Source organism: Pseudomonas massiliensis, from assembly GCF_000826105.1.
GTDB classification, from domain to species: Bacteria; Pseudomonadota; Gammaproteobacteria; order Pseudomonadales; family Pseudomonadaceae; genus Aquipseudomonas; species Aquipseudomonas massiliensis.
Map to the genome: position 1 here is coordinate 1 of NZ_CCYK01000003.1, position 15,298 is coordinate 15,298.

At 62.0% G+C, this 15,298-nt stretch carries 5 protein-coding genes, 1 tRNA gene and 2 rRNA genes; 6 read left to right on the forward strand and 2 right to left on the reverse strand.

The window, feature by feature from the left end; genetic code table 11:
- The first annotated feature begins 59 nt into the window (after positions 1 to 59).
- The 6 genes from BN1188_RS00745 (at position 60) to recD (ending at position 12,907) form a co-directional block, all read left to right on the forward strand.
- Positions 60 to 135, forward strand: a tRNA-Ala gene (locus tag BN1188_RS00745).
- Positions 136 to 383: 248 nt separating this feature from the next.
- A 23S ribosomal RNA gene (locus BN1188_RS00750) occupies positions 384 to 3,271 on the forward strand.
- A 117-nt stretch (positions 3,272 to 3,388) separates the two neighbouring features.
- Positions 3,389 to 3,504: ribosomal RNA gene (rrf, locus tag BN1188_RS00755) — 5S ribosomal RNA — on the forward strand.
- A 183-nt stretch (positions 3,505 to 3,687) separates the two neighbouring features.
- Entirely contained in the window at positions 3,688 to 7,152 is a 3,465-nt protein-coding gene (recC, locus tag BN1188_RS00760; RefSeq protein ID WP_040259275.1) for an exodeoxyribonuclease V subunit gamma, read from the forward strand.
- Positions 7,149 to 10,841 (forward strand): exodeoxyribonuclease V subunit beta, encoded by a 3,693-nt coding sequence (gene recB, locus BN1188_RS00765; RefSeq protein ID WP_040259276.1) that lies wholly within the window; start codon positions 7,149 to 7,151, stop codon positions 10,839 to 10,841. The genes recC and recB overlap by 4 nt, the downstream gene beginning before the upstream one ends.
- Positions 10,838 to 12,907 carry an exodeoxyribonuclease V subunit alpha gene (gene recD / locus BN1188_RS00770; RefSeq protein ID WP_040259277.1) on the forward strand — a complete coding sequence of 690 codons (2,070 nt, stop codon included), beginning with the start codon at positions 10,838 to 10,840 and terminating at the stop codon, positions 12,905 to 12,907. Before recB ends, recD begins: the two co-directional genes overlap by 4 nt.
- On the opposite strand, the gene BN1188_RS22075 is transcribed toward recD, so the two are convergent.
- Positions 12,876 to 14,432 carry an amino acid ABC transporter permease/ATP-binding protein gene (locus BN1188_RS22075; RefSeq protein WP_040259278.1) on the reverse strand — a complete coding sequence of 519 codons (1,557 nt, stop codon included), beginning with the start codon at positions 14,430 to 14,432 and terminating at the stop codon, positions 12,876 to 12,878. The genes recD and BN1188_RS22075 overlap by 32 nt on opposite strands.
- A 41-nt stretch (positions 14,433 to 14,473) precedes the next feature.
- Positions 14,474 to 15,262, reverse strand: a complete 789-nt coding sequence (locus tag BN1188_RS00780) for an ABC transporter substrate-binding protein (RefSeq protein WP_040259279.1) — start codon at positions 15,260 to 15,262, stop codon at positions 14,474 to 14,476.
- Between the last annotated feature and the right edge of the window lie 36 nt (positions 15,263 to 15,298).

The window sequence follows — 15,298 nt, forward strand, 5'->3', positions numbered from 1 at the left end:
GCAGTTCGAATCTGCCCAGACCCACCAATTTCCAGTGGTAACGGCCGGTAGTAGAATACGGGGCCATAGCTCAGCTGGGAGAGCGCCTGCCTTGCACGCAGGAGGTCAGCGGTTCGATCCCGCTTGGCTCCACCACCATCCTCTGTTCGAAAGCTTAGAAATGAGCATTCCTTCACACTGAAGCGGAATGTTGATTTCTGGTCTTTTCCAGAATCGTTCTTTAAAAATTTGGGTATGTGATAGAAAGATAGACTGATCGACCAGTTTCACTGCTGGTAGGATCAGGCTAAGGTAAAATTTGTGAGTTGCTCGAAAGAGCGAATGCGAATTTTCGGCGAATGTTGTCTTCACAACCGTAATCCCAAGATTGCTTGGGGTTATATGGTCAAGTGAATAAGCGCATACGGTGGATGCCTTGGCAGTCAGAGGCGATGAAAGACGTGGTAGCCTGCGATAAGCTTCGGGGAGTCGGCAAACAGACTTTGATCCGGAGATCTCTGAATGGGGGAACCCACTCAGCACAAGCTGAGTATCTTGTACTGAATCCATAGGTGCAAGAGGCGAACCAGGGGAACTGAAACATCTAAGTACCCTGAGGAAAAGAAATCAACCGAGATTCCCTTAGTAGTGGCGAGCGAACGGGGACCAGCCCTTAAGTTGACTTGAGATTAGCGGAACGCTCTGGAAAGTGCGGCCATAGTGGGTGATAGCCCTGTACGCGAAAATCCCTTGTCAATGAAATCGAGTAGGACGGAGCACGAGAAACTTTGTCTGAATATGGGGGGACCATCCTCCAAGGCTAAATACTACTGACTGACCGATAGTGAACCAGTACCGTGAGGGAAAGGCGAAAAGAACCCCGGAGAGGGGAGTGAAATAGAACCTGAAACCGTATGCGTACAAGCAGTGGGAGCAGACTTGTTCTGTGACTGCGTACCTTTTGTATAATGGGTCAGCGACTTATATTCAGTGGCGAGCTTAACCGAATAGGGGAGGCGTAGCGAAAGCGAGTCTTAATAGGGCGTTTAGTCGCTGGGTATAGACCCGAAACCGGGCGATCTATCCATGGGCAGGTTGAAGGTTAGGTAACACTGACTGGAGGACCGAACCGACTACCGTTGAAAAGTTAGCGGATGACCTGTGGATCGGAGTGAAAGGCTAATCAAGCTCGGAGATAGCTGGTTCTCCTCGAAAGCTATTTAGGTAGCGCCTCATGTATCACTGCTGGGGGTAGAGCACTGTTTCGGCTAGGGGGTCATCCCGACTTACCAAACCGATGCAAACTCCGAATACCAGCAAGTGCCGAGCATGGGAGACACACGGCGGGTGCTAACGTCCGTCGTGAAAAGGGAAACAACCCAGACCGTCAGCTAAGGTCCCAAAGTTATGGTTAAGTGGGAAACGATGTGGGAAGGCTTAGACAGCTAGGAGGTTGGCTTAGAAGCAGCCACCCTTTAAAGAAAGCGTAATAGCTCACTAGTCGAGTCGGCCTGCGCGGAAGATGTAACGGGGCTCAAACCATACACCGAAGCTACGGGTGTCACGCAAGTGACGCGGTAGAGGAGCGTTCTGTAAGCCTGTGAAGGTGAGTTGAGAAGCTCGCTGGAGGTATCAGAAGTGCGAATGCTGACATGAGTAACGACAATGCGAGTGAAAAACTCGCACGCCGAAAAACCAAGGTTTCCTGCGCAACGTTAATCGACGCAGGGTTAGTCGGTCCCTAAGGCGAGGCTGAAAAGCGTAGTCGATGGAAAACAGGTTAATATTCCTGTACTTCTGGTTACTGCGATGGAGGGACGGAGAAGGCTAGGCCAGCTTGGCGTTGGTTGTCCAAGTTTAAGGTGGTAGGCTGGGATCTTAGGTAAATCCGGGATCCCAAGGCCGAGAGCTGATGACGAGTGCCCTCGGGCACGAAGTGGTCGATGCCATGCTTCCAGGAAAAGCTTCTAAGCTTCAGGTAACCAGGAACCGTACCCCAAACCGACACAGGTGGTTGGGTAGAGAATACCAAGGCGCTTGAGAGAACTCGGGTGAAGGAACTAGGCAAAATGGCACCGTAACTTCGGGAGAAGGTGCGCCGGCGAAGGTGAAGGGCTTGCCCCGTAAGCCTATGCCGGTCGAAGATACCAGGCCGCTGCGACTGTTTATTAAAAACACAGCACTCTGCAAACACGAAAGTGGACGTATAGGGTGTGACGCCTGCCCGGTGCCGGAAGGTTAATTGATGGGGTTAGCGCAAGCGAAGCTCTTGATCGAAGCCCCGGTAAACGGCGGCCGTAACTATAACGGTCCTAAGGTAGCGAAATTCCTTGTCGGGTAAGTTCCGACCTGCACGAATGGCGTAACGATGGCGGCGCTGTCTCCACCCGAGACTCAGTGAAATTGAAATCGCTGTGAAGATGCAGTGTATCCGCGGCTAGACGGAAAGACCCCGTGAACCTTTACTATAGCTTTGCACTGGACTTTGAGCTTGCTTGTGTAGGATAGGTGGGAGGCTTTGAAGCGTGGACGCCAGTCTGCGTGGAGCCATCCTTGAAATACCACCCTGGCAACCTTGAGGTTCTAACTCAGGTCCGTTATCCGGATCGAGGACAGTGTATGGTGGGTAGTTTGACTGGGGCGGTCTCCTCCCAAAGAGTAACGGAGGAGTACGAAGGTGCGCTCAGACCGGTCGGAAATCGGTCGTAGAGTATAAAGGCAAAAGCGCGCTTGACTGCGAGACAGACACGTCGAGCAGGTACGAAAGTAGGTCTTAGTGATCCGGTGGTTCTGTATGGAAGGGCCATCGCTCAACGGATAAAAGGTACTCCGGGGATAACAGGCTGATACCGCCCAAGAGTTCATATCGACGGCGGTGTTTGGCACCTCGATGTCGGCTCATCACATCCTGGGGCTGAAGCCGGTCCCAAGGGTATGGCTGTTCGCCATTTAAAGTGGTACGCGAGCTGGGTTTAGAACGTCGTGAGACAGTTCGGTCCCTATCTGCCGTGGACGTTTGAGATTTGAGAGGGGCTGCTCCTAGTACGAGAGGACCGGAGTGGACGAACCTCTGGTGTTCCGGTTGTCACGCCAGTGGCATTGCCGGGTAGCTATGTTCGGAAGAGATAACCGCTGAAAGCATCTAAGCGGGAAACTTGCCTCAAGATGAGATCTCACTGGAGCCTCGAGCTCCCTGAAGGGCCGTCGAAGACTACGACGTTGATAGGTGGGGTGTGTAAGCGCTGTGAGGCGTTGAGCTAACCCATACTAATTGCCCGTGAGGCTTGACCATATAACACCCAAGCAATCTGCCCAAGGGCAGAACGCGAAGGCAACACCGAAAATTCGCCATCACAAACACACATACCCAGATTCGCTGCACCGTGCAAACGAGGCAGCTACCGAATTTCTTGACGACCATAGAGCGTTGGAACCACCTGATCCCATCCCGAACTCAGCAGTGAAACGACGCATCGCCGATGGTAGTGTGGGGCTTCCCCATGTGAGAGTAGGTCATCGTCAAGATTCATTCCCAAAACCCCTGGTCGCACCGCGATCAGGGGTTTTGTCTTTTTCCGGGTCTGAAACGGCACGCGTCGAGCCTCAAGCCTTAAGCAAACAGATCTAAAGCTGCAGGCGCGTGCTTGAGCTTGCAGCACCCGGCTTGTAGCTTATGCCTGTTTTCCGCCAATCTGACTCAGGTAGCCCATGTCGCAGTTCGAACCCATCACGCCAGGCTTCATGGTGATCCACGGCAACCGCCCAGATGATCTACGTAGCCTGGTGGTGGAGTGGATGCGTCGCTATCCCTTGCGCCCACTTGAGAACGAAGTTGCCTTGGTACAAAGCAACGGTATCGCTCAATGGTTGAAAATGGCCCTGGCCGCGGACCCAGAAGACGGCGGCTGTGGCGTCGCGGCTGCAATCGACGTGCAACTACCAGGCAGTTTCATGTGGCGGCTGTACCGGTCGGTACTGGGCCGCTCGGAGATTCCGGAAAACTCGGTACTAGACAAGGGCCCCCTCACATGGCGGCTCATGCGCCTCCTGCCAGTGCTGATCGAGCAGCCCGTGTTCGCCCCGCTGGCCCGCTTCCTCAAAGAGGATCGGGACATGCGCAAACGCTACCAGTTGGCGCAACGGCTGGCTGATCTCTATGACCAGTACCAGGTCTATCGCGCCGACTGGCTTGAAGATTGGGCCGAAGGACGTTACCAACTGCGCAGCGTGCGGGGTGACGCGCGCCCTTTGAACGACGGCAACACTTGGCAAGCCGCGCTGTGGCAGGCGTTGCTGGCTGACGTGGGCACGCAAGGCATGGCACAGAGCCGGGCAGGGGTGCATCAGCGTTACATGCATACCATGCTGTCGGCGCAAACCCCGCCACCGGGCCTGCCGAGCCGAGTGATCGTATTCGGGATCTCCTCGCTGCCCGCGCAGGTACTGCATGCCTTGGCCGGACTGGCCCGATTCACGCAAGTCCTGCTGTGCGTGCACAACCCCTGTCGCCATCACTGGGCCGACATCGTAGCGGACAAGGACCTCCTGCGCCGCGAGTACAGAAGGCAAAGCCGCAAGCCCGGCATGCCGCTGCAGCTGGACGCTACCAGCTTGCACCAGCACGCGCAGCCGCTTTTGGCCGCCTGGGGCAAGCAAGGCCGTGACTACATAGCCTTGCTGGATGAGTTCGACCAGCCAGACAGTTACAGGGGCGCGTTCAGCGACGGCAAGATCGACCTCTACAGCGATGGCGGCACCGATACGCTGCTGAGCCAGCTACAGAACGACATCCTGGAGCTGCGCCCCCTGGCTGAAACCCGTGAGCTCTGGCCCCCGGTAGATCCGCAGGTGGACCCTTCCGTCCGTTTCCACATCGCCCATAGCGCTCAGCGTGAAGTGGAGGTGCTGCATGACCAGCTCCTGCAGCGCTTTTCCAGCAGTCCGGACCTGAAGCCGAGGGACATTATCGTGATGGTCCCGGACATCAATGGCTACGCGCCTTACATCCGCGCCGTGTTCGGCCAGGTGGCGCGGGACGATAAACGCTTCATACCCTTCACCCTGAACGATCAGGCCCAGCGCGGTCGGGACCCACTGCTCATCGCACTGGAGCATTTGCTGCAGCTGCCCGATAGCCGCTTCGCCGTCGGCGAGATTCTGGACCTTCTCGACGTACCCGCCGTGCGGGCTCGTTTCGGCATCCCCGAGCAGTCCCTGGCCATCCTGCACGCCTGGATCGAGGGCGCCGGCATCCGCTGGGGGCTGGACGCCGGGCAGCGCAAGGCGTTGGGCCTGCCTGAAGGCATGGAACAAAACAGCTGGCGATTCGGCCTGCGACGCATGCTGCTGGGCTATGCCGTGGGCGGCGGCGAAGGGTTCGCCGGAGTCGAACCCTATGATGAAGTCGGTGGCCTGGACGCTGCGCTGGTGGGCCCCTTGTTCGCCATCATCGACCGCCTGGACCACTGGTACCAAGCCCTGCTCGAGCCGGCCGCGCCTGAGATATGGGGCCAGCGCCTGCAAGGCTTGGTCAACGACTTCTTCAAGCCCGAGGACGAGCACGCCGAGTACCTGCTCATACAGCTCGATGAGCTGCGCGACCAATGGCTGCAAGCCTGCGAAGAGGTCGGCCTGGTGGAGGCGCTGCCTCTGACAGTCGTACGCGAAGCCTGGTTGTCGGGGTTGGACCAGGGCGGATTGAACCAGCGCTTCCTGGCCGGCTCGGTGAATTTTTGTACGCTGATGCCCATGCGCGCCATTCCCTTCGAGATGGTTTGCCTGCTTGGCATGAACGATGGTGACTACCCCCGCGCGCAACCGCCGCTCGACTTCGACTTGATGGCGGCCGACTACCGCCCCGGTGACCGCTCCCGGCGTGAGGACGATCGCTACCTGCTGCTCGAAGCCGTGCTCTCGGCCCGTACGGAGCTGTACATCAGCTGGGTGGGGCGCAGTATTCGCGACAATACCGAGCGCCCACCCTCGGTGCTGGTGGGCCAGTTGCGCGATCATCTTGCCGCCGGTTGGCGGCTGCAGGGTGAGCCCGATCAAGGGGAGGCCCTGGTGAAGGCTTTGAGCCTGGAGCACCCCTTGCAGCCCTTCAGCATCCGTTATTTCCAAGAAGGCCAACCGGCCTTGTTCAGTTATGCCCGTGAGTGGCAATCGGTCCATGAATCTGGCGCTCCATTGACCGCGGTCGAGGACTTGCCGCCCTTCGAGCCCGACGGCCCGCTGGGGCTGGAGGTGCTGGCGAACTTCCTGCGCAACCCGGTCAAGCACTTCTATACGCAACGCTTGAAGGTGCATTTCGAAGCGTTGCAAGGCGCCTTGGAAGAAGCCGAGCCGTTTATCCTCGATGGTCTACAGCATTACAGCCTGAGCACTCACTTGCTGGAAGCGGCCCTGCAAGGCGGGGAAGGCGAACTTGAAGCCCTACTGCGCACCCAGGCTGGGCGACTGCAGGCAGCCGGGCATTTGCCCATGGCCGGCTTTGGCGAACTGCTCCAGGCGGAGCTGATCGCGCCTTTGCCAGACCTGCTCGCCCGCTACCAGGGCTTGCTGGTCCGCTGGCCCGCGCCAATGGAAAGCGCGCTGCCGTTGTACTTCCAGGCTCAGGGCCTGGAAGTGGAAGGCTGGCTGGCGGGGCTACATGAAGGTGAGGGCGGAGCCTTGTTGAGCGTCACCCTGCTGGCCAACGCAATCAACACCCGAGGCGGGCGCAAATGGTCGCGGCTGATCGCGCCCTGGGTGCAGCACCTGGTGGCCTGCGCCGAAGGGCTGCCACTGCACACCGCCGTGGTTGCCACTGATACCACCCTGCTTCTGGCTCCCCTGGATGCACAGATCGCCCATGACACGCTGACAGAACTGCTAATAGCGTGGCGCAACGGCATGTCACGGCCGTTACCGGTTGCCCCGCGCACTGCCTTCGCCTTTCTTGCGGCCAAGGACCGGGACGCGGCATTCAAGGCGGCCCAAGTGGCCTACGAAGGTTCGGAATTCCCAGGCGCGAGTGCCGGCGAGCGGGCGCGTGACATGGCCTTGGCACGGCAATACCCTGACTTCGCCGCGCTTATTGCCGATGAGACTTTCGAAGGGTGGGTGCAGGCGCTGTACCAGCCCTTGTTCAGCGCCCCCTGGGCGGACCTTCAGGCCCGGGAGAATGCCCGATGAGCGAAGCACCCCGCCCCCTCGCCCTCAGCTTTCCGCTGCGCGGCAGCCAGCTGATCGAAGCCAGTGCCGGCACCGGCAAAACCTTCACTATCTCTGCCCTTTATCTGCGCCTGGTACTGGGCCACGGGGTAGGGGATTCAGGGTTCGGTCGCGAACTGCTGCCACCGCAAATCCTGGTGGTGACCTTCACTGACGCCGCCACCAAGGAGTTGCGAGACCGCATCCGTGCACGCCTGGCCCAGGCGGCACAGTTCTTCCGGGACGAGATCGCCGCGCCTGATGCGCTGGTCGGCCAGCTCCGCGACGATTACCCCAACGACGCCTGGCCCCTGTGTGCCAGCAAGCTCGATGCGGCAGCCCAGTGGATGGATGAAGCAGCGGTCTCGACCATCCACGGCTGGTGCCAGCGCATGTTACGCGAACATGCCTTCGACAGCGGCAGTCTGTTCACCCAGAGTCTGGAAACCGACCACAGCGAGTTGCTCAATGAGGTGGTACGCGACTACTGGCGCCAGTTCTGTTACGGCATGGTAGGCGACACCCTCGGCTGGGTAAGGGAAAACTGGAAGTCGCCAGCCGCCTTGCTGACGCGGGTGAAAGGCCTGCTTGGCGGTGCTGGCCCCTTGGACGAAAACGCACATCCGGCCTTGCACATCGAAGAAGGGCTGCGTCGCCGCCTGGATGAACTGGCCCAGATCAAACAACCCTGGGGCACCTGGGTGGAGGAGCTGCGTGCCTTGCTATTGCAGGGCATCGCTGACAAGGCCGTGGACGCCCGCAAGCTGCAGCCCCGTTACTTCGAGCCCTGGCTGCAAGGGCTGGCCGAGTGGCATGGGACTTCGGATGCTCACTTACTGGATATCGGCAAGGGCTTCGAGCGGCTGACACCACAGGGCCTGGCTGAAGCCTGGAAGACCGAGCCGCCCAGCCATGCCGCTCTGGACGCCATGGTCGACCTGCGCGAACGCTTGCGGCAGTTGCCCGACCCCGGCACGGATGCGCTGGCCCACGCGGCGGCCTGGGTGGCGGCGCGCTTCGAAAGCGAAAAGCGTCGGCGGGCCGAAATGGGCTTCGACGATATGCTGCTGCGTCTGGACGCAGCCCTGCGCGGAGAATCCGGCGAGGCGCTGGCGCAGGTCATTCGCGAGCAGTTCCCGGTGGCGCTGATCGACGAATTCCAGGACACCGACCCGGTGCAATACCGCATCTTCGAGCGTATCTACCAGATCGAACAGAACCGCCAGGACCTGGGCATCTTCCTGATCGGCGACCCCAAGCAGGCCATCTATGCCTTCCGTGGCGCGGATATTCATACCTATCTGCGCGCGCGACGGGCCAGCGCCGGGCGGCTGCATAGCCTGGGCACCAACTTCCGTTCCACCGAGGCCATGGTAGCGGCGGTCAATCGCGTGTTCGAGCACGCCGAGGCCAGGCCTACCGGGCGCGGTGCCTTCCTGTTCCGCGAAGGCACTGACAACCCGGTGCCCTTCCTGCCAGTGGCGGCCCAGGGCCGCAAGGATAGGCTCCAGGTAGAGGGTCAGGCGCAACCGGCCCTGACCTTCTGGGCCCTGCACAGCGACAAGCCCGTGGCCAACGGCAGCTATCGGGAGCACCTGGCCCCCGCCTGCGCCAGTGAGATCGTTCGCCTGTTGGAACTGGCCAAGGTCGGCCAATGTGGGTTCGCCAGCCCAGACGGCCAGCTGCGGCCACTGGCCCCGGCGGATATCGCCATCCTCGTGCGCGACGGCGGTGAAGCCCAGGCTATTCGTTCCGAGCTGCGTGCCCGCGGCGTGCGCAGCGTCTACCTATCGGACAAGGAATCCGTGTTCCGCAGTCAGGAGGCGGTCGATGTGCTGGCCTGGCTGCGCGCCTGTGCCGAGCCGGACGCGGACCGTCTGCTGCGCGCGGCCCTGGCCAGCGTCACCCTGGCCCGACCGCTGGCTGAGCTGGAAGCCTTGAACCGCAACGAGCTGGTGTGGGAAGCACGGGTGATGCAGTTCCGCGAGTACCGCGCGCTCTGGCGCGGGCAAGGCGTGCTGAGCATGCTGCGCCGCCTGTTGCATGACTTCGAGTTGCCGGTACGCCTCACTGCCAGGGCCGATGGCGAGCGGGTACTTACCAACCTGCTGCACCTGACCGAGCTGCTGCAGCAAGCCTCGGCGGAGCTGGATGGCGAACAGGCGTTGATCCGCTACCTGGCCGAACGCATTACCAGCCAAGTGGATGGCGGCGAAGAACAGGTGGTGCGCCTGGAGAGCGACGAACAGTTGGTCAAGGTGGTAACCATTCACAAATCCAAAGGCCTGGAGTACCCCCTGGTGTTCCTGCCTTTCGTCTGCAGCGCGCGGCCGGTGGATGGCAGCCGCCTGCCCGTCAGCTGGCACGATGCCCAAGGCGAACTGCGGGTGACCATGACGCCGGATGAACAGGTGATCGCCATGGCCGATGACGAGCGCCTGGGGGAAGACCTGCGCCTGCTCTATGTCGCGCTCACCCGGGCGCAGTATGCCTGCTGGCTCGGCGTGGCGGACCTCAAGCGGGGCCGCGATAGCCGTTCCGTGCTGCACCGCTCGGCCCTGGGCTATCTGCTCGGCGGCGGCGCAGCGCTAGAAACGTCCGCCGAACTGGCCGGCTGGTTGACCGAGGTCTGCGCGGGCGCTCCGGCCCTGGACGCCCAGGCATTGCCGCCAGTGAGCGACCAGCTCTACGTGCCGCCGCGTAGCGAGCAGCGCCTACAGCCCGCCCGCGAGCCGAGCAGGCGCGCTGCCGAACATTGGTGGATCGCCTCCTACAGCGCCCTGCGCATTGCCGATAGCGTGGAAGGCGAGTCGGCGCCGGACAGCCTGCGCGCCCAGAACCTACTGGATGACGAGCCCCTGGGCAACGCCGGCCTGGTGGCCTCCGGTCATGGTTCGATCCACCAGTTCCCGCGCGGGCCGCACCCGGGAACCTTCCTTCATGGGCTGTTGGAGTGGGCCGGGCGCGAGGGCTTCGGCCAGTTGGCGGAAAACCCCGAAGCCCTGCGTGATACCCTGGCCCGACGCTGCGCCACGCGCGGCTGGGACGGCTGGATACCTACCCTGGAGCACTGGCTTAACGCTCTGCTAGCCGCGCCATTGCCGCTGGCGGAAGACGTCCAGGTTCGCCTGTGCGAACTGCGGGATTACCGCTATGAAATGGAATTCTGGTTCGCCAGCCGAGAAGTAGACGTGGTGCGCCTCGATACCCTGGTACGCCAGCACACCCATGCAGGCGCCCCACGCGCCGCGGCCGAAGGCAGCCGGCTGAACGGGCTGTTCAAGGGCTTCATCGATCTCTGTTTCGAGCATGAAGGCCGTTATTACGTGGCCGATTACAAATCCAACTGGCTGGGGGCCGAAAACGCCAGCTATTCATCGGCCGCCATGGAAGTCGCCATCCTCGAGCATCGCTACGACCTGCAATATGTACTCTACCTGCTGGCGCTGCATCGCCAGCTCAAGGCACGCCTGCCCGGCTACGACTACGACCGCCACGTGGGCGGCGCGCTCTTCATCTTCCTGCGTGGGCTCGGTGCGCGCAGCCGCGGCGTCTATTTCAGTCGCCCACCCAGGATATTGATCGAGCAGTTGGACCTGCTCTTCCAAGGCAGGCTGCACGCGCTGAATACCGATGCCCAAGCCGACCTGTTCGAAGGAGCCCGGCCATGAGTGATCGCTTCAGTCTAGACAACACCATTGCGGTAGCCGAGCCGCTGACCCCGCTGGCCTCCAGCGCCGGCCTGTTCGCGCTTCTGGACCGTTGGGTCGCACGCGGCTGGCTGCGCCCATTGGACCTGGCACTGGTACGCTTCCTGGCCGAGCAAGCCGCCTGCGCGGAACCCCTGGTGCTATTGGCGGCGGCCTTGACCAGCCACCAACTGGGCCATGGCCATGTCTGCCTGGACCTGGCACAAACCCTGGCCGAGCCGGACTTTGCCCTGTCGCTGCCCCCGGAGGGCGAAGACAGCCTCAATCCCGAGGTACTGCCCTCGAGCGTCCTGGCGCACCAGGGCCTGGCGCAGTGGATTCAGGCACTGGAAGCATCGGCGCTGGTTGCCCAAGGCCAGCATGGGCCCAGCGATAGGCCGTTGGTGCTCAGCAACGAACGTCTGTACCTGCGTCGGTACTGGACCTACGAGCGTGCCGTAGAGCTGGCCCTGCGCATGCGCCTGGCTTCGCCAGCGGAGGTGCCCGGCGACCTGCCCGTACGTTTGGCCGCGCTCTTCCCCACGCCTGCGGCCGGGGGTGTGGATTGGCAAAAACTGGCCTGCGCGCTGGCCACCCGTGCCGCCCTGAGCATCATTACCGGCGGGCCTGGTACCGGTAAAACCACCACGGTGGTGCGCCTGCTGGCGTTGTTGCAAGGGCCTCGGGTCGAGGCCGGGCGGCCTTTGCGTATTCGCCTGGCGGCTCCCACCGGCAAGGCCGCCGCCCGCCTTACCGAATCCATCGGCGCCCAGGTGCAGAGCCTGGACGTGGCCGACGCCATCAAGGCGCGCATTCCCACCGAAGTGACCACGGTGCACCGCCTGCTGGGCAGCCGCCCGGGCACTCGGCATTTCCGTCATCACCGGGGCAATCCGCTGCCGCTCGATGTACTGGTGGTGGACGAAGCCTCGATGATCGACCTGGAAATGATGGCCAACCTGCTCGAAGCCCTGCCGCCGCGTGCAAGGCTGGTGTTGCTGGGCGACAAGGACCAGCTTGCCTCGGTGGAAGCCGGCGCGGTACTGGGCGACCTTTGCCGGGACGCAGAGGCTGGTTATTACAGCCCGGCCACCTGGGCCTGGCTGGAAAAGGTCGCCGGTCAGGCCCTGGACGCTTCCGGGCTGCGCGTGGGCGACCCGGTCGAACATGCCCTGGCCCAGCAACTGGTGATGCTGCGCCACTCCCGCCGCTTCGCCCAAGGCAGCGGCATCGGCGAACTGGCCCGGGCGGTCAATGAGCAGCGCCCGGTCGATGCCCGCCGCGCCCTGGCCGACGCCAGTTTCGACGACATCACCAGCTGCCGCCTGCAAGGCGAGCAGGACCAGGCCCTGGAAAGGCTGTTGCTCAGCGGTAGCAGGCGCGGTCGTGGCAGCGCCAGCGGTTATCGTCAGTATTTCGATGTGCTGCAGCGGCACCGCCCGCCGGCAGATACGCACTTGGCGGACCCGGCCTGGCTGGCCTGGGCTGGTGAAGTACTGGGCAGCTTCGACCGCTTCCGCCTGCTCTGTGCGGTACGCAAGGGGCCCTGGGGCGTGGACGCCATCAACCAGCGCGCCACTCGGGCACTCTATGGCGCGAACCTGATCGAAAGCGATCACCACTGGTACGAAGGCCGCCCCGTACTGATGACCCGCAATGACTACGGCCTGGGCCTGATGAACGGTGATATCGGTGTCACCCTCCGTTTGCCCGAATCGGAAGACAGCAACCGGTTGACGCTGCGCGTCGCCTTCCCACGCAACGACGGCCAGGGTGGAGTGCGCTTCGTCTTGCCCAGCCGCCTCACCGATGTGGAAACCGTGTACGCCATGACCGTGCACAAGTCCCAGGGCTCTGAGTTCGAGCACACGGCGCTCATCCTGCCGGATGTGCTCAACCCGGTGCTGACCAAGGAGCTGATCTACACCGGCATCACCCGGGCGCGGCGCTGGTTCACCTTGGTGGAACCACGCCCGGGCGTGTTCGAGGAGGCGGTAAGCCGACGGGTGCGGCGCCTCAGTGGCCTGATGCTAGAGCCGGCTGGCTGAGCTCGACCGGCGCTTGCTCTTCCAGGCCCACGAAGCGGCGCACACGCTGTGCCGCGGGGTCGCTGCGCAAGGCTGTGGGCGAGCCGTCGAAGGCCACCGTGCCGTGCTCCATGAAGATGACCCGGTCGGAAATGGAAAGGGCGAACTCCATTTCGTGAGTGACGATAATCAAGGTCATGCCTTCGTTGGCCAGGTCGCGGATCACCTTCAACACCTCGCCCACCAGTTCCGGGTCCAGGGCCGAAGTGGGCTCGTCGAACAGCATCACATCAGGCACCATGGCCATGGCCCGAGCGATGGCCACCCGCTGCTGCTGCCCACCGGAAAGCTGCTGCGGATACTTGCGCGCATGGGCCAGCAAACCCACCTTGTCCAGCAATGCCAGCGCCCGGCTTTCGCTCAGCCCAGCCGGCTCGCCGTGGTAGCGGGGCGCGAGGGTGATGTTGTCAACCAGGGTGCGATGAGGGAATAGGTTGAAGTTCTGGAACACCATGCCGATGCGGCGTATGCCTTGGCGCACGCGACCGCTATTGGGATGCTCGCCAGCGTTGATGTAGCTTTCTCCGAAGAGCACGATCTCGCCGCGGTCGATGCTTTCCAGGCCGTTGATGGTGCGGATGAGCGACGTCTTGCCTGAGCCTGACGGGCCGATGATGGAGATCACCTCGCCACTGGCCACGCTCAGATCGATGCCCTTGAGCACTTCATGGTTGCCGTAGCGCTTGTGCAGCCCACGCAGTTGCAGCGCTGGCGCCGCGCCTCGGGTCGGCACTTGCGCTGGACGCAGCGCAGCCGCTGGCAGGGTACTGCGTAGCCGAGCCACTTCAACATCACCCAAGGCAGCCGGGGTGCGCCTGTTGAGGTCCAGGCCGCGTTCCAGCCATTGCAGCGCCCAGCCGAACACCGTCACGATCAGCACGTAGTAGGCACCCACCGCGGCCAGGGTTTCCATCACCAGGAAGTTTTGCGCGTACAGGCGTTGACCCACGGTGAGCAGCTCGGTCAGGGAAATCACCGAGACCAGCGACGTTAGCTTCACCACCGTGATGTATTCATTGATCAGGGTCGGCAGCGAGATCCGAAAGGCCTGGGGAATGACGATCAGCCGCTGCAGGCCGATCGGCCCGATGCCAAGCGCGCGGCCCGCTTCGCGCTGCCCCTTGAGCACGGAGATCAATCCGCCGCGGTGAATCTCCGCCATGTAGGCCGCCTCGGTCACCACCAGGGCGAGCAGGCCGGAATAGAAAGGTTGCGATAGCAGCGCGCCGCTGGCGGGAAACAGCTGTGGCAAGTTGTAGACGAATACCACCAGTACCAATAGCGGAATGCTGCGGAAAAACCAGATGTACAGGCTGGCCGGCACACGCAGCCAGGCCAGCGTCGAAAGCTTGGCCGTGGCCAGGAAAAAGCCCAGCACCATGCCCAGCAGCCAGGCCAGGGCGCTCAGGCAGATCACGGTGACGCAGGCCTTCCAGAAATCCGCCATGGAAAACAGCGAAACGAAATAACCCCAATCGAATTCCATAGGCACCTCAAGCGCCGCCCCGGACGAGGCGGCGGATAAACTCAGTTAACCGCTTCCAGGTCGTATTTCTTCAGGATCGCGGCGTACTCGCCGTTTTCCTTGCTTGCCTTCATTGCCTGCACGAGGGCCTGGTAGGTTTCGGCATTGCCTTTCTTCACGTAGATGCCCAGGGTTTGTGGGTACACCAGCTTTTCCGAGCTGACCACCACCCGGCCATTGGTGCGCTGGGCGATCATGTGCGCCGCGCCGGCGATTTCCACCTGGGCCTGGACGTTCTTGGAAAGCAGGGCCTGGGTGACTTCCGGGGCGGAAGGGAACTCGCTTACGGTGATGGCGCCTTTGTTGTTGGGCACGCAATAACTGCTGGAGAGTTCGCGGAATTTCGCTACCCAGGTGGTGCCTTGTTCCAGGCCGATCTTCAGCCCGCACAAGTCTTCGGGCGTCTTGGGGCTCAGCTCGCTGCCCTTGGGCACCATGATCGCCGCGCCCGTGTTGGCGTAGGGAATGGCCTGGGCCTGAGCCTCGCGCTCAGGGGTGATGTACATGCCGGAGATGATCGCGTCGTAGTGCCCCGCGTTCAGGCCATTGATGAGGTTGGGGAACTTGGTGTCCACGAAAGCCGCCTGGCTGCCCATGGTCTTGGCCAGGGCGTGAGCCAGTTCCGGGTCCGAGCCCACCACCTGTTTGTTGGCGTCATAGGACTCGAACGGGGGGTAGGTGATTTCCATCCCCACCTTGAACACACCCGGCGTGGCGGTCGGGCCAGCGGAGCTGGCGGTGGCGCAAAGCAGGCCGGCGGCAAGCAGGCCGAAGCGAACAGTGTGGCGCATGGGTGAAGGCTCCTGAAGGGTCACGGGGGAAGGCGG